The 22506-nt window shown below is 71.1% G+C and carries 21 protein-coding genes; 14 read left to right on the top strand and 7 right to left on the bottom strand.

Translation table 11 applies throughout. The features are described 5' to 3' along the window. Positions 1 to 4: 4 nt before the first annotated feature. Together AB3K78_RS01120 and AB3K78_RS01115 are read right to left on the bottom strand one after the other, a co-directional pair. Entirely contained in the window at positions 5 to 1030 is a 1026-nt protein-coding gene (locus AB3K78_RS01120) for a magnesium transporter CorA family protein (protein WP_416445420.1), read from the bottom strand. Next, positions 961 to 1632 carry a DUF998 domain-containing protein gene (locus tag AB3K78_RS01115; protein WP_416445418.1) on the bottom strand — a complete coding sequence of 224 codons (672 nt, stop codon included), beginning with the start codon at positions 1630 to 1632 and terminating at the stop codon, positions 961 to 963. Before AB3K78_RS01115 ends, AB3K78_RS01120 begins: the two co-directional genes overlap by 70 nt. A 364-nt stretch (positions 1633 to 1996) precedes the next feature. Here AB3K78_RS01115 and AB3K78_RS01110 point away from each other — a divergent pair, with 364 nt between their 5' ends. From AB3K78_RS01110 to AB3K78_RS01090, 5 genes are all read left to right on the top strand, one after another. Further along, a complete protein-coding gene (locus tag AB3K78_RS01110) occupies positions 1997 to 3568 on the top strand; it encodes a SpaH/EbpB family LPXTG-anchored major pilin (protein ID WP_416445416.1) in 1572 nt (523 codons plus the stop codon). Positions 3569 to 3647: 79 nt separating this feature from the next. Continuing rightward, complete coding sequence (locus AB3K78_RS01105; protein ID WP_416445414.1) at positions 3648 to 4613, top strand: class C sortase; 966 nt, start codon at positions 3648 to 3650, stop codon at positions 4611 to 4613. Next, positions 4597 to 6657 carry a hypothetical protein gene (locus tag AB3K78_RS01100; RefSeq protein WP_416445412.1) on the top strand — a complete coding sequence of 687 codons (2061 nt, stop codon included), beginning with the start codon at positions 4597 to 4599 and terminating at the stop codon, positions 6655 to 6657. Before AB3K78_RS01105 ends, AB3K78_RS01100 begins: the two co-directional genes overlap by 17 nt. Then, positions 6654 to 8333 carry an SdrD B-like domain-containing protein gene (locus AB3K78_RS01095; protein ID WP_416445410.1) on the top strand — a complete coding sequence of 560 codons (1680 nt, stop codon included), beginning with the start codon at positions 6654 to 6656 and terminating at the stop codon, positions 8331 to 8333. Before AB3K78_RS01100 ends, AB3K78_RS01095 begins: the two co-directional genes overlap by 4 nt. Before the next feature lie 159 nt (positions 8334 to 8492). Further along, positions 8493 to 9140, top strand: coding sequence for a GntR family transcriptional regulator (locus AB3K78_RS01090; RefSeq protein ID WP_416445408.1), 648 nt, complete (start codon positions 8493 to 8495; stop codon positions 9138 to 9140). A gap of 45 nt (positions 9141 to 9185) precedes the next feature. On the opposite strand, the gene AB3K78_RS01085 is transcribed toward AB3K78_RS01090, so the two are convergent. Further along, on the bottom strand, positions 9186 to 9839 hold the full coding sequence (locus AB3K78_RS01085; protein WP_416445406.1) for a GntR family transcriptional regulator: 654 nt from the start codon (positions 9837 to 9839) through the stop codon (positions 9186 to 9188). Positions 9840 to 10205: 366 nt separating this feature from the next. Here AB3K78_RS01085 and AB3K78_RS01080 point away from each other — a divergent pair, with 366 nt between their 5' ends. Continuing rightward, positions 10206 to 10874 (top strand): GntR family transcriptional regulator, encoded by a 669-nt coding sequence (locus AB3K78_RS01080; RefSeq protein WP_416445405.1) that lies wholly within the window; start codon positions 10206 to 10208, stop codon positions 10872 to 10874. A gap of 10 nt (positions 10875 to 10884) precedes the next feature. On the opposite strand, the gene AB3K78_RS01075 is transcribed toward AB3K78_RS01080, so the two are convergent. Then, positions 10885 to 11190, bottom strand: coding sequence for a MerR family transcriptional regulator (locus AB3K78_RS01075; RefSeq protein ID WP_416445403.1), 306 nt, complete (start codon positions 11188 to 11190; stop codon positions 10885 to 10887). A 136-nt stretch (positions 11191 to 11326) separates the two neighbouring features. Here AB3K78_RS01075 and AB3K78_RS01070 point away from each other — a divergent pair, with 136 nt between their 5' ends. From AB3K78_RS01070 to AB3K78_RS01060, 3 genes are all read left to right on the top strand, one after another. Beyond that, the gene (locus tag AB3K78_RS01070) at positions 11327 to 11608 is read left to right on the top strand and encodes a hypothetical protein (RefSeq protein WP_416445401.1); all 282 of its coding nucleotides are present in this window, start codon (positions 11327 to 11329) and stop codon (positions 11606 to 11608) included. Positions 11609 to 11654: 46 nt separating this feature from the next. Further along, a complete protein-coding gene (locus AB3K78_RS01065) occupies positions 11655 to 12083 on the top strand; it encodes an Hsp20/alpha crystallin family protein (protein WP_416445399.1) in 429 nt (142 codons plus the stop codon). Between the two features lie 170 nt (positions 12084 to 12253). Then, positions 12254 to 14227 carry an MSCRAMM family protein gene (locus AB3K78_RS01060; RefSeq protein WP_416445397.1) on the top strand — a complete coding sequence of 658 codons (1974 nt, stop codon included), beginning with the start codon at positions 12254 to 12256 and terminating at the stop codon, positions 14225 to 14227. A gap of 36 nt (positions 14228 to 14263) precedes the next feature. Here the strand turns inward: AB3K78_RS01060 and AB3K78_RS01055 are convergent, their stop codons facing one another. From AB3K78_RS01055 to AB3K78_RS01045, 3 genes are read right to left on the bottom strand one after another with little or no spacing between them, the layout of a single operon-like run. After that, on the bottom strand, positions 14264 to 14962 hold the full coding sequence (locus AB3K78_RS01055) for a hypothetical protein (RefSeq protein WP_416445395.1): 699 nt from the start codon (positions 14960 to 14962) through the stop codon (positions 14264 to 14266). Further along, entirely contained in the window at positions 14959 to 15324 is a 366-nt protein-coding gene (locus AB3K78_RS01050; protein WP_416445393.1) for a hypothetical protein, read from the bottom strand. The genes AB3K78_RS01055 and AB3K78_RS01050 overlap by 4 nt, the downstream gene beginning before the upstream one ends. Further along, entirely contained in the window at positions 15294 to 17282 is a 1989-nt protein-coding gene (locus AB3K78_RS01045; protein ID WP_416445391.1) for a sensor histidine kinase, read from the bottom strand. The genes AB3K78_RS01050 and AB3K78_RS01045 overlap by 31 nt, the downstream gene beginning before the upstream one ends. Positions 17283 to 17796: 514 nt before the next feature. Here AB3K78_RS01045 and AB3K78_RS01040 point away from each other — a divergent pair. The 5 genes from AB3K78_RS01040 (at position 17797) to AB3K78_RS01020 (ending at position 22506) form a co-directional block, all read left to right on the top strand. After that, positions 17797 to 18561, top strand: a complete 765-nt coding sequence (locus AB3K78_RS01040; RefSeq protein ID WP_416445389.1) for an MFS transporter — start codon at positions 17797 to 17799, stop codon at positions 18559 to 18561. Next, positions 18510 to 19298: an MFS transporter gene (locus tag AB3K78_RS01035; protein WP_416445387.1), complete on the top strand. Its 789-nt coding sequence runs from the start codon at positions 18510 to 18512 to the stop codon at positions 19296 to 19298. The genes AB3K78_RS01040 and AB3K78_RS01035 overlap by 52 nt, the downstream gene beginning before the upstream one ends. A 16-nt stretch (positions 19299 to 19314) precedes the next feature. Next, positions 19315 to 20577, top strand: coding sequence for an MFS transporter (locus AB3K78_RS01030; RefSeq protein WP_416445385.1), 1263 nt, complete (start codon positions 19315 to 19317; stop codon positions 20575 to 20577). A gap of 188 nt (positions 20578 to 20765) precedes the next feature. Next, positions 20766 to 21335 (top strand): HhH-GPD-type base excision DNA repair protein, encoded by a 570-nt coding sequence (locus tag AB3K78_RS01025; protein ID WP_416445383.1) that lies wholly within the window; start codon positions 20766 to 20768, stop codon positions 21333 to 21335. 1 nt (position 21336) lies between these two features. Further along, positions 21337 to 22506: a low temperature requirement protein A gene (locus AB3K78_RS01020; RefSeq protein WP_416445381.1), complete on the top strand. Its 1170-nt coding sequence runs from the start codon at positions 21337 to 21339 to the stop codon at positions 22504 to 22506.

The raw sequence follows: 22506 nt of genomic DNA, 5'->3' as shown, positions 1-22506 counted from the left end.
CCCGCTACTCCTGCGATGGCCGTTCGGGCCCGAGCCAGCCGCGGCGGCGGAACATCGCGTAGGCCAGCACGTCGGCGACGACGAGGGTCACGCCGATGACGATCCAGCCGCCGTCCCACTGCACGAGCGGAATGTTCTTGAAGTTCATGCCGTAGATGCCCGCGATCACCGTGGGGATCGCGAGCAGCGCAGCGAACGCCGAGATCGTCCGCATGTCCTGGTTCTGCCGTGCCGCGACGTTGCTCTCGTGGCTCGACACCATGGCGTCGAGCGACGCGTGCTCCGTCGCCGCCAGCTCGGCGACCCCGCGGGCGTCGTTCTCGAGATGCCGGAAGTACGGGCGCAGCTCGGGCTGCCGCGCCGTCGCGCGCTGGATATCGGGGTGCGCTTCGCGGAGCACGTGGGAGAGACCGTTGACCGCTCGGTCGATCCGCCCGATATGCTGACGCAGCCGATAGATCTGCCGGTAGTCTTCGCGCACCTCGCTGTCGAAGACGTCAACTTCGAGCTCATCGAGCTCGGCCTCGATCCGCGCGCCGAGCTCCACGAAATCGAACACGATCGCGTCGAGGATCCGGTAGGCCGCCGCGATCGGCGAATCGATCGGCACCGGCCCGGGCTCCGCGAGGAGCGCGTCGAGCGGCCGGATCTCGTCGACCGCCCCGCGCTGCACCACGAGCAGCACGTCGGAGCTGAGGATCAGGGTGAGGTCGACATCGGTCGTCGTCGGCCCCGAGCCGTCCCGGTGGACATCCCAGACCGTGAGATACAGGTGCCCGTCGAAGCGCTCGAACTTGGGCTGTTGACGCCCCCGAGCAGATCCTCGACGATGAGCGGATGCAGCTGGTGCCTCCGCCGCACGGCTTCGATCTCCTTGCGGGTCGGATTGACGAGGCGAGCCCAGTACACCGCGGCCGCTGAGTCTCCTGGCGAGTTCGGTGAGAAGCGCATGCGGGAACGCTAGGCCGTCGCGGCCTCCCGGGGAACGGGGTTGACGATGCCGGGGGAAGGCGTGCGGATCCCGAACCACATCAGCCAGAGCACGCCGATCGAAGCCGCCGCGAACTCCATCAGACTGCCGAGATCGGTGCGGAACTCCAGGAGCGAGAAGACCCCGCCGGTCGCCGCGACGACCGCGACGGCGCTCGCCGCAGCGAGCGACACGAGACGCAGCGAGCGATCCACCTCGCTGCAGGCGACCGCGAGCATGGCCGCCGCAGCGGCGCCGAAGGCGAGCACCGCGGACGAGGTGTGGACGAGGTCCTGCCACCGGATCGTCTCGCCGACCGGGATCGGGCACCCGGAGGTGCACGGCTCCTGGGACGCGACGAAGAAGCCGAAGGAGGAGATCCCGAGCAGCGCGGACGGACGCAGGATCGCGGCGTCCCATCGGCGCAGCCGCACTCCTCGCGCTCTCCACGCGGTGACCAGGCCGCCGAACACGATCATGATCAGCGCGTACTTGAACCATCTCGCGCTCGGTTCCTCCACCGCGCCCAGCGCGCTCACGTAGACCGAACGATCCAGCAGGATCCTCGCGGTCCAGATGATCCCGAGGGCCGCGGCCAGGGCGAGCGCCCCGAGCACGGTCATCAGGCGGCCCAGCCGGTCCGGCACTCGGATCGAAGTCATGCTTCGACCCTACGGAGGTGCGGCTCCCGCCGCATCGGCCTCCGGTACGTACTGCAGCGCTCCGGTGGGACCACGGTGCCGGTTCCCGGGCCTGCCCCGCACCCAAAACTTCCAGACTCTAGTGTTCTGAAATTTCGTATGTTAGAGTGATGAACGAGGAAAGGTTCGCTACCTAGACCAAAGGCCCTCGTCCCCGGGAAATGGACGAGTTCCACCGGCTCCGCCCGCTCAGGGCGCAGAGTTCCTTGTGCGTCCCCTGTGGGCGTGATATTCCGATCCTGGTCACGCTCATTCCTCCTTCCACGAATCCCTCCCGCCTGCCTCGACCCCACCCCCGCGGGCCGGCACCGAACATCGGAGAAACATGAACCAGCAACGCAGATTCGGCCTCGGTGCCGCGGCGGCCCTGGCCGCCGGCGCCCTGGCGCTGCTCGGCGCGTCCACCGCCTCGGCCGCGCCCCAGGGCTTCGGCGACATCGACTTCGGCAAGACCGGCTCGCTGACCGTGCACAAGTACCTCACCCAGACCGGCAGCACCGTGGGCGACCCGAGCGCGCCGCCGGCCGCAGGCGACTTCACCGACCCCGTCGCGAACGTCGAGTTCACGGTCTACCCGCTACTCAAGGACGGCGACCCGATCGATCTCGAGGATCCGGCGGCCTGGGACCAGCTCAAGGACCTCGCTCCGACGGCCCCGTGCACCGCCCCGACCGGCTACACGCTCGGCACCGGCACCGCGATGCCGAAGACCGACGCGAGCGGCACGGCGAAGCTCGACCTCGCCATCGGCGCCTACGTCGTCTGCGAGACCGACGCTCCGGACTACATCCTCGACCGCGCCACCCCGTTCGTCGTGACCGTTCCGCTGCCCCACGACGGCGGCTGGGTCTACGACGTGCACACCTACCCCAAGAACAACGGCGCCCCGGTCGGCAAGACCATCGAGGAGCAGACCGGCACCGGCCTCGGCTCCAAGGTCAAGTACCAGATCTGGAACAAGATCCCGTCGTTCGCCGACAAGCTCTGGACCGGCTACGCGATCCGAGACACCCTGGACTCGCGCCTAACCGCGAACCCCGCCAACAACGGTGTCGAAAAGGTCGAGCTCGATGGCGTCGCGCTCGACGCGAGTTACTACACCGTCACCCGCAGCGGCCAGACCATCACGGTCAACTTCACCGCGGCCGGCCTCGCCTGGCTGAACGATGGCTCCGACGCGACCGCGGTCCCGCCCGTCTTCGCCAACACGCAGGCCGGCAAGGAGATCCGCGTCTTCCTCGACACCACCATCACGTCGCTCGGCGACGGCGTCATCGACAACGAGGGTGAGCTGTGGCTGAACAACCCCGGGTTCGACCCCGCCGTCCAGCCCCCGATCACCACGCCGAAGGTGACCACCCGCTGGGGCAACCTCCTCGTGCAGAAGCGCGCCGAGGGCACGACCGGTACCACCGGCCGCCTGAGCGGCGCGATCTTCTCGGTCTACAACGCCGCCGACCCCTACGCCGCCGATTGCAGCACCGCGAAGCCCACCGGCAGCCCGGTGGCAGCGACCGTCGGCGGGACGTCCCAGACGCAGTTCACCTCCGACGCGGACGGCATCGTGACGATCCCCGGCCTGTTCGTCAGCGACAGCGTGAACCCCGTGGTCGACGCGGCCCAGCGCTGCTACGTCCTCGTCGAGGTCCAGGCACCCGCCGGCTACGTCACCCCGATCGGCAACGCCGCCAACACGCCGATCACCATCAAGCCCGGCACCATGACGACCGCTGCCTACGACATCGAGAACTCGCAGCAGGTCGTCCCCGGCCTCCCGCTCACCGGTTCGCAGGCGCAGATCATCCTGATCCTCGCGAGCGTCGCCGGAGCCGCGATCGTCGCCGGCCTCCTGCTCGTGCAGCGCCGCCGCAAGACCGCGGCCGCGGGCATCGAGTAAACCCGCACCGGGTGGGAGCGCCGGCACCGGCGCTCCCACCCGCCACCATCGCCCGCAGTCATCCGAGGGGAGGGGCCAGATGCCGAACAGCACCGTCGAACAGCCGCACGCGGCGACGCGCGCGCGCCGTCGGTGGCGGCCGAGCGCGCTGACCATCGCGATCACCGCGATCGCGCTCGTCGCACTCGCCACGGCCCTCTACCCCATGACCGCTTCCTGGCTGTCCGCCGTCAACCAGGCGCAGGTCATCGACGGCTACGAGCGCAGGCTGCAGGACGGCAAGCCCTCGCCCGAGGAGCAGCTGAAGCTCGCTGAGCAGTACAACGCGGCCCTCAACGCCGGCGTCGACCTGCTCGCGAATGCCAACGTCCCCGTCGGCACCGGGGCCGAGAACTCCTCCGGGCTCGACTACAACCGGATGCTCTCGCTCGACGCCGCCGGCCTCATGGGCCGCGTCAAGATCCCCGCCATCGACGTGGACCTGCCGATCTACCACGGCACGAGCGACGCCACGCTCCTCAAGGGCGCCGGCCACCTCGAGGGATCGCACCTGCCCGTCGGCGGCTCGAGCACCCGCTCGGTCATCACCGCGCACCGCGGCCTCGCCGACGCCACCATGTTCACCGATCTCGACAAAGTGGTGCGGGACGACCGGATCACCCTCGAGGTGTTCGGCCGCACCCTCTCGTACCGGGTGACCTCGATCGAGGTCATCGATCCCGAGGACACCGGCTCACTGCGTCCCGTCCCCGGCAAGGACCTCGTGACCCTCGTCACCTGCACCCCGCTCGGGATCAACACCCAGCGCATCCTCGTCACGGGCGAACGCATCACCCCGACGCCGCAGGCCGACCTCGAACAGGCCGGGAAGCCGGCGGACGCGGGATTCCCCTGGTGGGTCCCGCTCGCGCTCGCCGGCGTCGCGCTCGCCGGCACCTACCTCTGGCGGCAAGGACTCTCCGACGGTGCCCGCGCACCCCGCCACGACCCCACTCCGAACGACCCGCAACCGGCCCAGGAGGCACCCCATGACGATCAGCACTGACCGTCGGCCGTTCACTCGCCGACTGCGACGCCTCGCCGCAGCGAGCCTCGCTCTCGCCGCGATGATCTCCGGCGCAGTCGCGGGTCCTGCTACCGCGGCGACGCCGAAGATGACGGCAAAGATCGCCCCGGTGACGACGAGCGTCAATTCCGGCGGCCAGGCCGTATTCCGCATCACCTACGAGTGCTCGAACGTCACCTCCGAGAACTGCATCGCGCCGCAGATCGCCGTGCGCAAGCCCGTCGGTACGTCCCCCGGAGGCGGCAGCGTGAATCTCACCGGCAACGCCGTCGTGCGAGAGAACACCGACGTCACCGCCGTTGTCGGCGCGGGCACCACTCTCCCTCGTATCCAGCTCAAAGACCTCGCACCCGGCACGACCGGCGAGGTCACGATCGCCTGGACGATCCCGAACTACACCACCCTCCCGGGAACCACCTTCCTCGGCGATCTCACCCTCAGCTTCAACGATGGCGCCGGCACGCAGGTCGAAAACGCGACGGCCGACGAGGTCATCACCACGACCGCGACACCGTCCCTACAGCTCACGAAGCAGACCATCACCCCCGACAACGCGGCCAAGGTCGCCCCCGACCAGCAGGTCACCTACCGGCTGTACGCGTGCGCAACCGCCGCCGCGAACGTGGGATCGCTCGACTACCGCAATCTCACCATCGTCGATCAGCTCCCCGTCGGCACGCAGTTCATCTCCGCCACCGCGGGCGGCACCTACAACGCTGCGACGCGCCGGGTCACCTGGACGATCCCGAACCCGACCAGCGCCAGCAGCTGTAGCAACCCGCCGCAGCCGGTCGAGCTCACCGTGGTGTACCCCTCGGCCGCGTTCGTGCCCCCGGCCGCCGACCCGCAGCAGACGAACACGTTCCAGAACACGGCGACCGCCACCGCGACCGCGATCGACGGCACCCCGGTGAACGCGAACGCCTCGCAGACCCACGCCTTCATCGGTCCGCCCCTCGCCGGCGGTGCTGCCCTCCGGTACTGGAACCAGAAGGGTTCCGTCGTCAACCCGATCGCGAACACCAACACGACGACTCAGACCGGCTGGAACACCCTGCTCGGCTGGTACGACGCTAACGTGGGCGGCCCGCAGTACAATCGGCTGCGCACCGGCGCCTTCAACGACCGTCTGCCCTGCCTCGTCGGTGGCGTAGCGCAGTCCCCGCCGATGTCGACCTGGGACAACAATTTCCCCGGCACCCTGCCGATCCCTGCCGACCAGTGCAAGAATCCGGCCTGGGACACCGCGAACTTCCAATTCGCCACAGCAGACCGCGCCAACCGGCTCACCTCGGTACAGACGGTGACCTGGGACGGCACCACCGCCCGCCAGCGTTCCTGGTTCGCCCCCGCGGGTTGGAAACCGGATCGCGCGATGTGGGTCTATGTGCGTCCCTTCACCGGGAGCGGCACAGGCAATCCCTTCGACATCAGCCTGAATATCCCCACGAACGAGATCGTCACCGACGTCCGGATCACGATGAAGGACATCCCCCAGGCATCCGGCGACGGCAGCTGGATCGATCTGCGCGGCACCTCCACCCCGGCGTTCGCGAGTTCCGGCCTGTTGAGCATGACGAACACGCTGCAGTTGCAGTACTCGAACGCAGAGTATGCGTCGGGAGGAACTGCTCCGACCGTCCTGGGGAACCTGCAAGGTCAGCGCTCCGCGCAGAAGAACTTCTACCTGACGCAGCCCGACCCGCAGGTCACCAAGCGCGCCCTCACCTCGGTCACCGGTCTCAAGCCGGGCGACGAGACGACGTGGAGCGTCGCGATCTCCAACGGCCCGAACGGCAACATTCCCATGCGCCCCCAGCTGGTCGACGTGCTGCCCCCGGGCATCGACTACGTCGATGGCTCGGCGTCCTGGTCGAACCTCGGCTCACTCGGCACGCCCACGCTCACGCAAGGGAAGATCGTGATCGGCGGGCAGGAGCGGACCCGCCTCACCTGGACCTGGCCCGCGAGCGCGCAGTTGAAGTACGGCGACCCTCGCCGACCGTCACGCTCAAGACCGTGACGACCCTGTCGGCGACCCCGGGCACCCACACGGGCGACGAATCGCAGACGGCGGTGCTGTTCGACCAGAACCGCACCCTGACCGACCCCGGCACCGGCGGTCCGCGTGACAAGTGGGACCTCAACGGCAACGGCAACACCACCGAACTCGTCGGCCAGTCCACCGTCGCATGGACGGTGCTGCCGGCGGCGGGCGCGTCGATCTCGAAGCTCGTGAAGGGCGCCCTCGACGCGGACTGGACCACGAACGGACTCACGAACGCGACGTTCACGGGCGCGGACTCGCAGGTCGACTACCGCCTGCAGATCACGAACCCGAACGCCACGCCGCTCACCAATGTCACCGTGTACGACCTGTTCCCGCGGGTGGGCGACACCGCGATCGGCGGATCCCTCGCGGGCACCCCGCGCGGCTCGCAGTGGGCGTCCCTGTTCCAGGGGATGACGTCGGTGCCGGCCGGCGCCACCGTGTCCTACTCGACGAGCATCAATCCGTGCCGTCCCGAGCTCTTCGGCGGGACCGCCGGCCAGGCGCTGCCCGTCGGCTGCACCAACAGCTGGACGACCACTCCCCCGTTCGATCCCCGGGCCGTGCGCGCGATCAAGGTGACCGTGCCCCGCGTGGATCCGTCGGCGACGCCGACGAACATCGACTTCCGCATGAACGCGCCCGCGCTCACGGGCGCGAGCGATCAGGCGATCACGAACCCGGGCGCGGTCTCGAACAACAACGTGGCGTGGAGCGCGTTCCGGGCGTCCAGCCCGAGCGCGAGCGATTCCCTGCTCGCGAGCGAGGCGCCGGCGGTGTCGGTGCGGCGCGCGGCCGGGCAGATCGGCGACCGGGTCTGGCTCGATACCAACCGGAACGGTCTGCAGGACCCGGGCGAGCCCGGGGTCGCCGGCGTCACGGTCGAGCTCCGCGACTCGGCCGGGAACACCGTGCGAGATGCATCGAACGCTCCGATCCGCACCACCACCGACGCCGACGGCAACTACCGCTTCACCGTGCCTCTGGGCACTTGGAGCGTCGCCTTCCTCAGCGTTCCGGCCGGCTACCAGCTCACCGCTTCGAAGGTCGGCAGCGACGACACGATCGACTCCGACGCGACCGCGCTCGGCGCGGCCACGCACACCGTGACGGTGACCGACCCGATCCGGAACGGCGCCGGCGCCAACGTCAATCTCGACCTCGATGCCGGTCTCGTCACCAACAGCCTGGGCTGGGAGAAGGTCGACGCCACCGACGCGGGGCACCGCCTCGGCGGCTCGGAGTGGACGCTCACGCCCGTCGACGCCGGGAACACGCCCATCGGCGCACCGATCGCCGTGACCGACTGCGTCGCCGCGAACGCCGCGGCCTGCACCGGCCGCGACGTGGACCCCGGGAACGGGACGTTCAACGTCGAGGGCCTCACGAGCGGCCGCTGGCGACTCGTCGAGACCAAGGCGCCCGCGGGCTACAAGCTCGACCCCGCGCCCCGCTACATCGAGGTCTCGGGTGCGACGAAGTTCGCGGCCCCGATCGAGAACGCCCAGCAGGAGGCCCCGACGATTCCGCTGACCGGCGGCACGGGCTCGTTCCTCTTCTGGGCGACCGCGGGCGGGCTCACGGCACTGGTCGCGCTGGGACTCGCCGCGCAGCGGATCCGACGGCGCCGCGCTCCCCTCGCGGCCTAGGTCGCGGGTGCGGCGGAGCATTCTCCGCCGCCCCGCGCGGCGCGGTATACACATACCGAAATATCTAGTACTCTGAAATTCTAGACGCGCCTGCCGTCTCCTGCGATGTCCGGCGCGTCCGGGCATCGCCCGATCCGTTTCCCGAATTCGAGGAGCACCGTGCCGATCCCCCGTCATACGTCCGATGAGATTCCGCATCGCCCGCTGCTGAGGGACGTCGCCGAACAGCGGATCCGCAGCGCGATCCTCGACGGCACCTTCCGCCCCGGCGAGGCCCTGCACGACCGGGAGCTGCAGGACTGGCTCGGCGTCTCCCGCACCCCGATCCGGGACGCCCTCAACGAGCTCGCCCGCGCCGGTCTCGTCGAGATGGAGGCCAATCGTTTCACCCGCGTCGTGAGACCGCTCCCCGAGGAGACCCCGGAGGCGATGCACACGCTCGGGGTGCTCCTGGGCGGCATCATCCGGCTCGCGCTGCCACGCCTGAGCGCGGAGGAGCACGCCGACGTCCTGCACCGCTTCGAACGCACCGGCGCCCTGTATGCCGCGGGCGAGCTCCGCAGCGCCCGCGAAGAGGTGTACGCGCTCTGGACGGTTCTCGCGGAGCTCGCCCGGAACCGCCACCTGCTCCGAGTCTTCCGTGACTCGTTCGCCGGGCTCTTCTTCCGCCTTCCGGTCGACCACTTCGCGCAGACCGTCGACCGGGCGCAGGTGCTCGAGCACCAGCGGGCGCTGGTCGAAGCGGTCGCGGACCGAGCGCCCGTGGCCGCGGAGCAGGCGGTCCGAGCGATCTACTGCAACGCCTGAAAAGTCACCTACCGCCCCGCATCGGAGGCACGCTCACCGGTCCGGTTACTCCCCGGGCAGCTGGTAGAGGGCTTCGGTCGCCAGCTCGGCTGCGATCGCGTCGCCGTCGCGGACGGCGACCACGAGCTTGGCGAGCTGCTGCCGCATCGCTTCGGCGTCGTAGAGCTTGACGAAGAACTGCGGCGGGATCTTGTAGAACAGCCCGTACACGGCGTCCCGGTACATGCGCTGGAGCTGGCCGTTGCCGGTCTCGGCGGCGAGCCCCTCCCAGATCGCGAACACGCGGTCCCGGGCGGCGGCGAAGTCGCTCGCGATGAGGTCGAGTCCCGCCTGCTCGAGCTCGCGCAGCACCCCCATGCGCGATTCCTCCGTCATGCGCGGCAGCGCGAGTCGGACCACGCCGCCGAGGAGGACCCCGAGGGCCTGCATCGCTTCGAGCGTCTCCTCCTCGCGGAGGAGCGCGACCCTCGTGTACCGGTTCGGCTCCATCTCGACGAGCCCGCTCCGGGTGAGCTCGTTGAGGGCGTCCCGGATCGGGGTCCGCGAGACGCCGAGCCACTCCTGCAGCTCCTTGTCGTTCAGCGGCTCCCCGGGCTGCAGCGTGCCGTCCATGATCGCGGCGCGAATCCGCTCAGCGGCGACGTCTCTGAGCAGCGGGCGCTGCTGCTGGACCGCGTCCGGCTTCTTGGGGATCGGCATACTCACTCCTCACGCGCGCTGGCCGCGCTGCATATCAGTATGTCATCACCCGAATCGCAGCGTCGCGCCGCGTCGCCCCGGGCCCGAGAGCGCGTCACCCGGCGCGGGAGGATTCGCCACCCGCCGTCCCGACGGGGAATACGCAGAGAGCGGGACCCGGCAGACGCCGGATCCCGCTCTCGCTCGCCGACCCACGGTCCGGGGGGGAGACCGGGGGTGAACGCGTGAGGGGCGTCGATGCCGCCAGGCGGGGGACCTGTCCTCATACACCAGAATACTAGTTATATCGGATACGTGCAAGCGCGGCTTCCGACGCCCGGCGAACGGACGCATAGACTGGCTGCCGACCGCCCCGAAGGAGCCCCCATGCCCGTGCCCCAGAAGCCCTCCGAGGCCGCGCCCGCCCGCGTCCTCCTGCGCGACACCGTGCGAGCCCGCCTGCGCGACGCGATCATGGACGGCACGCTCGAACCGGGAGAGCACCTGAACGACAGGGAGCTGCAGGAGTGGCTCGGCGTCTCGCGGACCCCGATCCGGGACGCCCTCAACGAACTCACGAGAGCGGGGCTGATCGAGATGGAGCCGAACCGGTACACCCGGGTGGCGAACCCGTCCGACGCCGACACGACGCACGCCATGCAGACCCTCGGCGTCCTCTACTCCGGCGTGGTCCGGCTCGCGGTACCGCGACTCGCGCCGGACGTCGCTCGACGCATCGCAGAGCAGCTCCGAGGCTTCGAGCGCGCGATCTCGGAGGAGGACCCGCGGGAGATGCGCCGGCTCGGGTTCCCCACCTTCGAGCTCTACGAGCGGGAGTGCGGCAACCCGCTGCTCGTCAAGCTCTGCCGCGAATCGGTGGACGGACTCGCGTTCAAGGTGCGCTCGCAGCGCGTGCTCGAGCTGTTCGACGCCGAGCGGAGCCGGCAGCACCTGCGCGATCTCGAGTCCGCGACGCTCGGCGGGGACGCCGCGGCGGCCGAGGCGGCGACGGCCGGGCTGTTCCAGCTCCCCGCGCTGCCCCGACGCTCCGCCTAGCTCGCGCCGCTCAGGACCGGGCTCCCGGCTCGGTCCCGGTCGCGCGATCCATGCTCGCCCGCAGCGCCGCGTTCTCGTCTTCGAGCTCCATGACCCGCCCGATTCCGGCGAGGTTGACCCCGTCGACCTGCAGTTGCGCGACCCGGCGCATCCGTTCGATGTCGTCGGCGCTGTAGCGCCTCGTGCCGCCGTCGGTCCGGGCCGGCACCACGAGCCCCTTCCGCTCGTAGAGGCGCAGCGTCGCCGCGGGCAGGCCCAGCAGCTCGGTCGCGATGGCCATGGTGTAGACCGGCTGCGTGCGGAGTGGGGCAGTCATGCCTGAACTCTACCTCGGCGCTTGCGTTACCTCGAATCACGGTGTATAAAATATGCACCAACTGATCCAGATCCTTCGAGGTCGCGGTGACGTTCACCTCGACCGCTTGCAACGACCGGCATGGAGGTGAAGTTCCGTGGTGGCAAGCACCCCGATCGAAGAGTCGAATCGGGCCTTCGCAGAGATCGTCCTCGCGGATCCCGAGCTGCTCGACCTGGAATTCGAGTCGATCGTGTCCGAGCTGCGGGCACCGAGGCGCACGGCGACCGCACCGCCGCCGGGTCCGGCCTCGGGATCGGTCTGCGCACCGCGCGCCGCGGAGCGCCCCGCCGAACAGCGCACGGACTCCGAATCCCGCAGCCGGGCCCGCAGCCCTCCGCTCGGCGGGAGCAGGCCGCACGCATTCGCTGTCCAGTGACCGACGGCCGTCGCGCCGTCGGAGAACGAAAGGAGAACACCCCATCATGTCCCTGTCGTTTGATCCGTTCAGCCAGTTGGATCGACTCGCGCAGAGCGTCCTCGACACCAGCAGGCAGCCGCGTCTCATGCCCGTCGACCTCTTCCGCGAAGGCGACCGCTACGTCCTCAACGCCGACCTTCCGGGCGTCGATCCCGGGTCGGTGGACGTCGACGTCGACGGTCAGCTCCTCGCCATCCGCGCGGAGCGGACGCAGGAGAACCGGGACACCTCCCGCTGGCTGGCCCAGGAACGCCCGTTCGGCTCCTACGTCCGGCGGTTCACCATCGGCGACGACGTGGACGCGCAGGGCATCAGCGCGAGCTACGACAACGGCGTGCTCAGCGTGATGATCCCGATCGCCGAGCGGGCCAAGCCGCGGAAGATCCAGATCGAGTCGGCGAGTTCCCACCGCCCCAAAGCGGTCACCACCTGACCCGGTGCTTCGCCCGGGCTTCCTCCGGGAGTGCCCCGGCCCTCGCCCGAGGGCCGGGGCACTCCCGTTCCCGCACCCAGTCCCACGGCGGCGCGCGGAAAAGAGTAGTCGCGGACGAAATATCGCCCGAGCGACTTCCGCACCGCGCCCCCTGCCCCTACCATGACCCCATGGGGGAGAATCGACGACGCTGGAGCGCGTCCCTTGCAGCGATCGCGTTGGCGGCACTGGCGGTCGGCGGCGCGGGAGCGCCCGCGACCGCGGCGGCGGCCGGAGCCTGGGCGGACTGGGACCCATTGACCGGGACCGGCGGCGCCTACACCACCGGCATCGCCCTCGCGGGCGCGCCGGCCATCACGGCCGAGGCGACGAGCGATTCCCGCTCCGGGCAGGTCGGGGTCGTCTCGGGAGCGAGCACCTGGCTGTCGGAGGGCACCCCGGTCGGCCAGAAGTACGGGTCCAGCAAGAACCGGCCCTACCTGAACCTGCGCCCCAAGGCCGACACCGCGGTCGCGCCGTCGACCACCACCTACACCTTCTCGAAGCCGACCCCGACCGCGAACTGGACCTTCGTGATCGGCGACATCGACGCCGATCAGCTCCAGATCCGGGCGGTCGGCCCCGACGGCGTCGCGCTCACCGCCGCGCAGCTCGGCTTCCGCGGCGGATTCAACTTCTGCGCTCCCGGAACGGCCGGAAAGCCCTCGTGCACGGGCGACGCCGCCGACGTGCCCGGGTGGGACGCCGCCACCACGACCCTGACGGGCAACGCCGCGGCGAGCGACACGAACGGCTCGTCCGCGTGGTTCGAGCCGACCGCGCCGATCAGCACGCTCACCTTCTCGTTCACCCGCCGCTCCGGGTTCCCCGTGTACCAGACGTGGTTCGCCTCCCTCACCCGGGACGTCTCGGGCACGATCACCGGCGCCTCGGGCGACGGCAGCGGCGTGCGCGTCACGCTGACCGACGCGAACGGCGGCGTCGTCGCGACCGGCACGACCGAGCCCGGCGGCGTCTACAGCTTCCCCGGGATCCAGGCCTCCGACGGCTACACCGTCACCGCCCAGCCGGCAGCGGGGCAGATCGTCGACGGCCCCGCGTCGAAGCCCGCGAACCTGTCGTCCGCAGACGCCGTCGTCGACTTCGTCGTGCGGGACATCGTCCCCGTCGCCGTCTCCGGCACGGTCAAGAACGCCGACGGCACACCGATCGCCGGCGCGACCGTGACGATCCCCGGCGTCGGCAGCGTCACCACCGCTCCCGACGGCAGCTACCTCTTCGACACGGTGCCCGTCGGCACCCACCAGCCGCAGCTCCTGCTTCCGAAGGGCACCCGCCTCACGACCGATGCCCCGCCGTTCACCGTCCCGCCGGGATCCGAGGTACCGATCACCGGCGAAGACTTCGTCGTCTCCGCGCTGCCGAGCCTGAGCGGCACGGCGACCGTGGCGGGCGTCGGCACCGCGGGCATCACCGTCACCGCCCAAGGTCCGTCGGGAACCGTGAGCACGGTGACCGGCGCCGACGGCGCGTACGCCTTCCACGGCCTCGCCGACGGCGACTACACCGTCACGGCGACCGCGCGCGCCGGCACCGTCGCCGACGGCCCCGTCTCGCACAGCGAGACCGTCTCGGGCGCCGACGTCTCCGGGGTCGACTTCGGCTTCGCGCGTCTCGGCTCCATCACCGGCAGCACGACGGCGAACGGCAAGCCGCTGCCGAACGTCATGCTCCACGTGAAGGGGCCGGGATCCGACGACAGCTTCTCGTCGGGAGACGCGGGCGTCTACGCCCTCGGCGTGCTCCCCGCGGGCAACTACACGATCACCGCGACCCCGCCGAAGGGCTACCGTCTCATCGGCGCCGCCAGCCGGCAGGTGACCATCACCGCCGCCGGCGAAGCCGTGGTCGACCAGGACTTCGCGTTCGCGGCGATCACGACCGCTCCCCCGACCACGACACCCCCGACTTCCCAGTCGCCCGTCGGCACCGCCCCGGCCACCCCGTCGGCTCGTCCGGGATCCGGCGCGCTCGCCGACACCGGAGCCGGATCCGATCCGACCGGCATGCTGGTGGCCGCGGTCGCCGCGCTCCTGCTGGGCGGATCGCTGCTGCTCCTCGTACGCGGGCGCCGCACGCGCTGACCCGCAGGACCCTCGATCCGGATCCGCGTGCCGCGCTCAGGCGGGCGGATCCGGTTCGGAGGCGACCGGAAACCCGGGATCCAGGTAGCCCTCAACCCAGGCGATGCGGCCGAAGTCGAGCTTCGAACGCACCGCGATCCCCGCGGACGCGTACTTCTTGCGCACCCGGTCGAGGTACTGCTTGGCGGTCTCCCGCCCGATGTTCATCGCCGCGCCCACCTGCTCGACCGTGAGCCCCGAGGCGTAGAGCACGAGGGCGCGCTCCTCCTGCACGCTGAGGCTCGGGCGCTCGGGGTCGCCGGCGATCACCGACGCGAGTTCGGGCGTCATCCACTCGTCGCCGCGCAGCACCGCGCGGATCGCCGCGAGGATGTCGGCTTCGCTGTCGCGCTTGCCGACGATGCCCGAGACCCCGGCGCGCACGATGCCGCGTACGAGCGGCGGCGAGGCGAGCGCCGAGAGCACGACGATCCGCAGGCCGGCGGCCAGCAGGGAGGCGACGAGCTCGACATCGACGCTGGGCTCCCGATCCACCATGAGGTCGAGCACCAGCAGGTGGGGACGTCGTTCGCGGGGCACGGATCGGGCCCAGGCGACGAACTCCGGCGCGGTCGTGCCGCTGAACACCACCTCGAACTCGCCGTCCCGCCCCAGGAGCTCCTCGGTGCGGGCCCGCTGCAGCGCGTGGTCCTCGACGATCGCGACCCGGCATGCCGCGGATCCTCTGGGTGTCATGATTCCTCCGTGTTCCCCGCCGCGACGGCGTCGCGCGCGTAACTCAGTTCCAGCAGTTCGAGGTTCCCCAGCCGTTCGTGGCGCTCCCCCGGCCCGAGCGTCCGCTGCGGCGCGATGCCCGCGCCGATCAGCGTCAGCTGCAGCGCCTCGCCGACCGGGAAGAGCGAGACCGACAGCGCGGATCCCTGCGGCGCGGAGCGCAGACCGCCGAGCACGGTGCCGGCGATCTCGCGCGCGGCCCGCTCGTCGCCCGTGTCGGTCGCACCGATCCGCAGCGAGAAGTCGACGGCGCGCTCGCGCGCGAGCCGGATGGCCGGGACGAGCGACCGGCTCAGGTGCACCAGCTCGGGGCTGAGCTGCACGAGCTGCCGCAGGTAGCGCTCCTCCGCCGCGCAGGCGAGGCGGAGTTCGGGGTCCGCAGGGTCGCGCTCCCCTCGGCGATGGCGCGCAGCAGCTCCACCGAGGTCTCGATCCCGGCATCGGTCCAGCGTCGGTGGTCGGCCTGCGCCGCGGCGTCGAGCTCGGCTCGCAGCTCCGCCTCGAGCATGCTCCGCCGCGCTCGGCCGGCCCGCTCCGCGAGTCGCTCGACCCGGGCGCGGAACGTCTCCCAGACCACGACGAAGCCGAGCCCGACGAGTGCGGCGATCACGGTGATCTGCGCCGCCGTCGGCGACGCGCGCCCGGCGAGCACCGCGACCCCGCAGGCGGTCAGGATCCACGCGGCCGCGCCGAGGATCCGCGCCGCACGCCCCGAGCCGAGCGAGAGCAGCAGGACGAACGCTCCGGTCGGAGCGAGCGCCTGCCAGTTGACCGCCCCCGCCGAGCCGAAGTCCGTCGCGGCCGCGGACAGGACGAACACCGCGCAGGTGCAGGCGATCAGGATCCCGCTCAGCAGCGCGGGCGCCCGTCTCAGCGAGGCCGACCGCGACATCGCCCAGGCGAGCAGCATGACGCCGAGCATCGGGACGAGCGCGAGGTGCCGGTTGGTGCCCCCTCCGACGGTCAGCACGACGCTGATCGCGGTGACGCCGAGCGCCCAGAGGTCGCCGGCGCGACCGTGCAGCGCCGAGACGGATGCCTCGATATCGTTCCCGTGCCAACTCGGCGCACCGCCCGTCGGCTCCCGCCCCTCCGCCGCGGAGTCGAGCGGAACGCGCAGCTCGACCGCGGTGCCGGCTCCGGGCCGGCTGTCCACCGATGCCGAGAATCCCGCCGCGTCCGCCCGCGCCAGGATCGACGAGGCGATCCCCCGCCCCTCGGGGATGGTCCCGTCGAATCCTCGGCCCGCATCACGCACCACGACGCGGAGGAGCTCGGAGTCCTCGGCCAGCACGATCTCGATCCGGTCCGCGCCGGAGTGCTTGGCCGCGTTCGTCGCCGCCTCCCGCACGCAGGAGACGACGGCGCGCACCCGCTCCGATCCGAGGCGCTCCTCGATCCGGTCGAGTGCTCGGTCGTCGAGCCCCTCGCGCCGCACGGGCAGTGCGAGGTGGTCGAAGAGGGAGCGCAGCCGCACCGGCGCGCTCGGCGCGCGCTCACCGCGCATCGCGCGCAGCAGCTCGATGTCCCGTGCGCACTGCGCTCGCACCCGCGCGGGGTCCGCGACGCCCGCGCCGCCGTTCGCGACCGCGCCGAGCGTATTGATCGCCGTGTCGTGCAGCGTGCGCGACTCCTCCGCGAGCCGAGCGCTCGTGCGCCGGATCGTCTCGGTGCGCAGCGAAGCGCTCTCGGCCCGCGCGGTGACCGCGTCCGTGTCGGCGGCGAGCCGCAGCAGCCACGGCAGCCCGGCCCGGATCGCCAGGATGATCGAGCTCTGGGTCACGATGATCGCGGTCGGGAGCTGCGCGCCCCAGCCGGGCAGCGCCAGCAGCACCGTCACGGCCGTCACCGCGGCGGGCAGCACGACGAGCGCGATCGAGACCCGGTGCAGGACCAGCAGCCCCATGAGACAACTGGCGAAGTCGATCTCCCAGCACGCGGCGAACACCAGCGCGGAATCGATGTCGCCGCTGGCCAGATAGCTCCAGAGTCCGACGGCCATCATGCCGAGCGGGATCACGAAGTCGGGGATCCACCGCCTCAGGGCGAGCAGCGCGGTCGCGGCCAGCGCGAGCTGGGCGGTCACGAGCGGCCACGCGGCGGACCCGAGCGTCGCGAACGATACCGGCAGCATCACGAACTGCCATCCGGCGGCGACGAGCAGCGCGACGCGACGGATCGACCGCAGCACGGAGGTCATCGCCCATCCGTCCCCGCGGGTCAGCACGCGATGGTCGGCGAGGAGGTCGCCGATCACCGACCGCAGCGCGCGAACCACCATGTATCCCCCTGCATCGACGCGTCCCCACGCGTACCAGCGCCTCAGGTTGGACAGTACCGCAGGAGGGACGCCCTCCGGGAGACCGGTTCCTCCGAGCGGCTGAACGGTCGATCGCTCCGGCGGTGCGCCGACGCGATCGACCGTTCGTGGCCGTGCTGCGCAGAGGGGGTGCCTGACACGACCGGACCACCGCCGGCCCCGCCTCGGGAACGGGATCGGCGGTCGAACCGGCGGCGGGGTGCGGACATGAACACACCCGCACCCCGACGCCGGACGTCCTCGCGGCGTTCGGGTCGGGCGGTGCCCGATCCGTTCCGGGAGTCCGCGACCTCCGCCCAGGGCGGGCGGTCGCCGAGTTCCGGTCGCCGGCAGAACCTGCTGTCGAACCTAGCCGCCGCAGGAGCCTCGCACAGCGGTGCGGCGCGAAATGACCCCCGAACGGGGGACGCACGGTGACGCCCCGCTCGCGCGCCGACTTGACCTCTACCTGACTTGAGGTTTTAGCGTGAACCGCATGGACTCCTCCTCCCCCGAGACCCCGACCGCAGCCCCCCGGATCGCCCCCGGCGGCAGCTGGCGGGAGCTCCTGAGCGGCGCACACCTCCCCGCCGCGCTCGTGCTCGCCGGCGGCGTCGCGATGTACGCCATGAACACGTTCCTCACCGCCGCGCTGCTCCCCTCGACGATCGCGGAGATCGGCGGGTCCGAGTACTTCGCGTGGGTCGTCACCGCGTTCCTCGTCGCCTCCGTGTTCGCGTCGATGCTCGTCACCCGCCTCCTCGGCCGCGTCGGGGCGGCCCGGGGCTACCTCCTCGCATTCGCGGTCTTCGGGCTCGGATCCCTCGGCGCGGCGCTCGCCCCGAGCATGGAGGTCTTCCTCGCGACGCGGATCGCCCAGGGACTCGGCGGCGGGCTCCTCGCCGGCCTCGGCTACGCCGTGATCCGGCAGGCGCTGCCCGAGCACCTCTGGACCCGCGCCACCGGGCTCATCTCGGCGATGTGGGGCGTCGGCACGCTGATCGGTCCCGCGCTCGGCGGGCTCCTCGCCCAGCTCGGGATCTGGCGCTGGGCGTTCGCCCTGCTCGCCGCGGCCTCCTTCGCCCTGGGAGCGCTCGCCCTGCGCACCCTCCCGGCGAGTCACGGGCGGGATCGCCCGAGCGGCCGCTTCCCCTCGCGCCGCTGCTCGCACTCGTCCTCGCGGCTGCCGCGTTCAGCGTCGCGTCGATCGTGCCGCCCGGGCTCGGAACCGCAGTCGCGATCCTCGCGGGCGCCGCCCTGATCCTCGGGTTCGTGCTGCTCGACCGCCGCGCATCCGCCCCGGTGCTGCCCGCCCTCACCTACCGCCGCGGCAACGCCCTGAAGTGGATCTACCTGACCCTCGGGATCGCGAGCGCGGGCGCCATGCTCGAGGTGTTCCTCCCCCGGTTCGGCCAGCAGATCGCCGGGCTGCCGGAACTGCCGGCGGGCCTCCTCGGCGCGACCGTCTCGGTCGGCTGGAGCTTCGTCCAGATCTTCAGCGTGAGCATCGAGTCGGATCGGGGTCGCCGCCGCGCCATGGTGCTCGGCCCCGTGCTCATGGTGCTCGGCTTCGGCGCGTACGCGCTGCTGCAGTTCGCCTGCGCCGGCACCGGTGCAGTCTGGGGCTGGGCCGCGGCCCTCGTGCTCGCCGGTTCCGGCATCGGCCTCGCGTTCCCGCACCTCAGCGTCGCCGCGCTGCGCAGTGCGGCGACGCCGGAGGAGAGCGCGAAGGCCGCGGCGGGCGTGAGCCTCGCCCAGCTCATCTCGAACGCCGTCTGCTCGGCGCTCATCGGCGTGCTCGTCGCGCTCGGATCCGCGCTCGGATCTGCAGATCCCACGGCCACGGCGGCGAGCGCGGCCGCGACTTCCGCAGCGGTGATGGGCGCGGGCGTCGCCGCGCTCGCCCTCGTCGGCGTCGGCACGGCGCTGCGGGCGACCCGTTCCGGGCGTTCGGGGAGTACGCTGTCGCCAGCGCAGCCGCTCGGCTCCGCCCGATGACGTGCAGGAGCTGCCCGTGGCCTCTTCTTCAGAACGGACGACCGTCGAGGTCTTCGCCGAGCCCACCCGCCGGGTGAGCGGCGGGTGGGTGGCGGCGTTCGCGCTCGCGTGGTTCGGGGTCTGGATGGCGCAGCTGACGCCCGTGCAGCTCCTGCTGCCCGCGCAGATCCAGGCGGAGCTGCGCACGAGCGACTGGGTGCAGAACGTCCTCGCCTTCGGCGTGATCTCGGGCGTCTCCGCGCTCTGCGCGATCGTGGCGTTCCCCGTCACCGGTGCGCTCTCGGATCGCACCACGAGCCGATTCGGACGCCGTCGCCCCTGGATCGCGGCCGGCGCGCTGCTCTTCGCGCTCTCGCTCCTGCTGCTCGGCGCACAGCACACGCTCCTCGGCATCGGGGTGTTCTGGTCGCTCGCGATCATCGGATTCTGCGTGCTGACGGCGGCGCTCACCGCGACCATCAGCGACCAGGTGCCCGTCGGGCAGCGCGGCACGGTCTCGGGCTGGCTCTCCGCACCGCAGGCGATCGGCATCATCGCGGGGATCCTGCTCGTGACCCTGCTGTCGCTCGGCACGTTCCTCGGGTATGCCGTGGTGGCGATACTGCTGCTGGTGCTCGTGGTCCCGTTCCTCATGCGTCCCGACGCCGTGCTGCGGCCGGACCAGCGGGAGCCGTGGACCCTGCGCGGCATGCTCGACTCGCTGTGGATCAGCCCTCGGCAGTACCCCGACTTCGGCTGGACCCTGCTCAGTCGTGTGCTCGTGAACTTCGGCAACGCCTTCGGCACGAGCCTGCTGCTCTACTTCCTGGAGTTCGGGCTCGGCGACGAGAACGCCGAGGACGACCTCGTGATGGCGGTGCTCGTCTACATGGTGTTCGTGATCATCGCGGCGCTCACCCTCGGGAGGCTGTCGGATGCGCTCGAGCGCCGCAAGTCGTTCGTGTTCCTCTCGTCCACCCTGCAAGCGGTCGCCGCGCTGCTGCTCGCCTTCGTTCCGACGTTCGCGACGACGCTCGTGGCGGCCGGGCTGCTCGGGCTCGGCTACGGCTGCTTCCTCGCCGTCGACCAGGCGCTCGCCACGCAGGTGCTCCCAGACCCCGAGACCCGCGGCAAGGATCTCGGGATCATGAACATCGCGACCGCCGTGCCGCAGGCCGCCGCTCCCCTGCTCGGCGCGCTCATGGTGTTCGTCGCGGGTTTCACCGGACTGTTCCTCATGGCGGGGGTGTTCGCGTTCGCCGGCGCGCTCGCGGTCGCGAAGGTGCGCTCGGTGCGGTGAGCCTGCTGGGCGGGTGCGAGCGGTTCCCTTCGGAAGGAGATCCGTGCTCAGAAGGATCTCTTGGTCGATTTCGTCCTTCTGGGCGCGGATCTCCTTCGCTGGGCGCGAAGCCCGCAGACATCGCCCGCGCCGCCCGTTCGGGGGTCGCGGAACTGGTCGAGCCGCGGATCCGGTGCCACACTGTTCCCATGGCCATCCACCTCACCGACGATCCCGCAGCCGACACCCTGCTCAGCGACGAGCCGACGGCGCTCCTCATCGGCATGCTGCTCGACCAGCAGGTCGCGATGGAGGTCGCATTCTCGGGCCCCCTCAAGATCAAGCAGCGGCTCGGATCCATCGACGCCGCGGCGCTCGCGGGCGCCGACCCCGACGCGGTGGTCGAGGCGTTCCGCGAATCGCCCGCGGTGCACCGATTCCCTGGCTCCATGGCGGGTCGGGTGCAGACCCTCTGCCGCGTCCTGGTCGACGACTGGGGCGGCCGCGCCGAGACGATCTGGACGGAGGGCGACCCCGACGGACCGACCGTGTTCAAGCGGCTGAAGTCGCTTCCCGGCTTCGGCGACCAGAAGGCGAAGATCTTCCTCGCGCTGCTCGGCAAGCAGTGCGGCTTCGACGGCGCCGGCTGGCGCGAGGCGTCGGCGCCCTACGGCGAGGAGGGCTCGATGCGCAGCGTCGCCGACATCGTCTCGCCCGAGACCCTCGCGCTCGTGCGCGAGTCGAAGCGCGCCGCCAAGGCGGCGGCCAAGAAGGGCTGACATGACCGGCGACACCGCTGCCGACGCCCGCGGAGGCTTCGGCCTCGCGCGCATGCGCCCCCGCGATCCCGCGCAGGTGTTCCGCGCGGCGAGCCCGCTCGAGCTGTTCTTCGACCTGATCTTCGTCGTCGCCGTCTCGTTCAGTTCGGCGCAGCTGCACCATATCGAGGCCGACGGGCATCTGTGGTCGGGAGTGGTCGCGTACCTCCTCACCTTCTTCGGCATCTGGTGGGCGTGGATGAACTTCACGTGGTTCGCGAGCGCGTTCGACGTGGACGACTGGTTCTACCGAGTACTCACCCTCACCCAGATGGCCGGCGTGCTCGTGCTCGCCACCGGCATCACGGCGGCGATGGAGGAGGGCGACTACCGGGTCCTGATCCTCGGCTACGTGATCATGCGGCTCGCCCTCGTCACGCAGTGGTTGCGCGCCTCGCACAGCCACCCCGAGATGCGGCGCACCGCGCTCCGGTACGCGGCCGGAGTCGTGATCTGCCAGGCGCTCTGGATCGGATTCCCGTGGATCCCCGCGACCGTGCAGATCCCGGCTTTCCTCCTGCTGGTGCTGTGCGAGCTCGCCGTGCCGGTCTGGGCCGAATCGGCGAGCAAGACGCCCTGGCACTCCGCGCACATCGCCGACCGCTACGGATCCTTCACCCTGATCGTGCTCGGCGAGTCCGTGCTGGCCTCGACGACGGCCGTGGTGGAGGTCGCCGACGGATCGCATCATCTCGGCCAGCTCGTCGTGACCGGTTTCGCGGGCCTCGTGCTCGCCGCGGGCATGTGGTGGCTCTACTTCGCCACCGAGGTCACCGAGCGTCTCGACCACCTCCGCACCGCGCTCACCTTCGGCTACGGGCACTACTTCGTCTTCGCCGCGGCCGGCGCGTTCTCGGCGGGCATCACCGTGCTGCTGTCGTCCCAGATGGGCGAGAGCGCGCTCGACCCCGTCACCTCGGCGGCGACTCTCACGGTGCCGATCGGGATCTTCGTGCTCGGCGTCTGGTTCCTGATCCTGCGGCACAACCTCGAGGGCGCGACGCAGGTGCTCGTGCCGCTCGGCGCGCTCGCGATCGCCGCCTGCGCGTTCCTGCCCGCGCCGATCGTCTTCGCCGCACTCGTCATGGCCGGACTCGTGGTGCTCGTCGAGCGCCACCGGGTCGCGCACTGA

Source organism: Leucobacter sp. HNU (assembly GCF_047946755.1).
GTDB lineage: Bacteria > Actinomycetota > Actinomycetes > Actinomycetales > Microbacteriaceae > Leucobacter.
Note: the sequence above shows the minus strand (reverse complement) of the source record. Positions and strands in the feature narration are given on the sequence as shown.

Bases quoted from the DNA above. Each gene is read 5' to 3' on its own strand.
- AB3K78_RS01105 (WP_416445414.1), top strand. From the start codon at position 3,648: ATGCCGAACAGCACCGTCGAACAGCCGCACGCGGCGACGCGCGCGCGC.
- AB3K78_RS01045 (WP_416445391.1), bottom strand. From the start codon at position 17,282: ATGGTGGTTCGCGCGCTGCGGTCGGTGATCGGCGACCTCCTCGCCGAC.
- AB3K78_RS01025 (WP_416445383.1), top strand. From the start codon at position 20,766: ATGGCCATCCACCTCACCGACGATCCCGCAGCCGACACCCTGCTCAGC.
- AB3K78_RS01060 (WP_416445397.1), top strand. From the start codon at position 12,254: ATGGGGGAGAATCGACGACGCTGGAGCGCGTCCCTTGCAGCGATCGCG.
- AB3K78_RS01080 (WP_416445405.1), top strand. From the start codon at position 10,206: ATGCCCGTGCCCCAGAAGCCCTCCGAGGCCGCGCCCGCCCGCGTCCTC.
- AB3K78_RS01055 (WP_416445395.1), bottom strand. From the start codon at position 14,962: ATGACACCCAGAGGATCCGCGGCATGCCGGGTCGCGATCGTCGAGGAC.
- AB3K78_RS01085 (WP_416445406.1), bottom strand. From the start codon at position 9,839: ATGCCGATCCCCAAGAAGCCGGACGCGGTCCAGCAGCAGCGCCCGCTG.
- AB3K78_RS01020 (WP_416445381.1), top strand. From the start codon at position 21,337: ATGACCGGCGACACCGCTGCCGACGCCCGCGGAGGCTTCGGCCTCGCG.
- AB3K78_RS01115 (WP_416445418.1), bottom strand. From the start codon at position 1,632: ATGACTTCGATCCGAGTGCCGGACCGGCTGGGCCGCCTGATGACCGTG.
- AB3K78_RS01100 (WP_416445412.1), top strand. From the start codon at position 4,597: ATGACGATCAGCACTGACCGTCGGCCGTTCACTCGCCGACTGCGACGC.
- AB3K78_RS01065 (WP_416445399.1), top strand. From the start codon at position 11,655: ATGTCCCTGTCGTTTGATCCGTTCAGCCAGTTGGATCGACTCGCGCAG.
- AB3K78_RS01040 (WP_416445389.1), top strand. From the start codon at position 17,797: ATGGACTCCTCCTCCCCCGAGACCCCGACCGCAGCCCCCCGGATCGCC.
- AB3K78_RS01110 (WP_416445416.1), top strand. From the start codon at position 1,997: ATGAACCAGCAACGCAGATTCGGCCTCGGTGCCGCGGCGGCCCTGGCC.
- AB3K78_RS01075 (WP_416445403.1), bottom strand. From the start codon at position 11,190: ATGACTGCCCCACTCCGCACGCAGCCGGTCTACACCATGGCCATCGCG.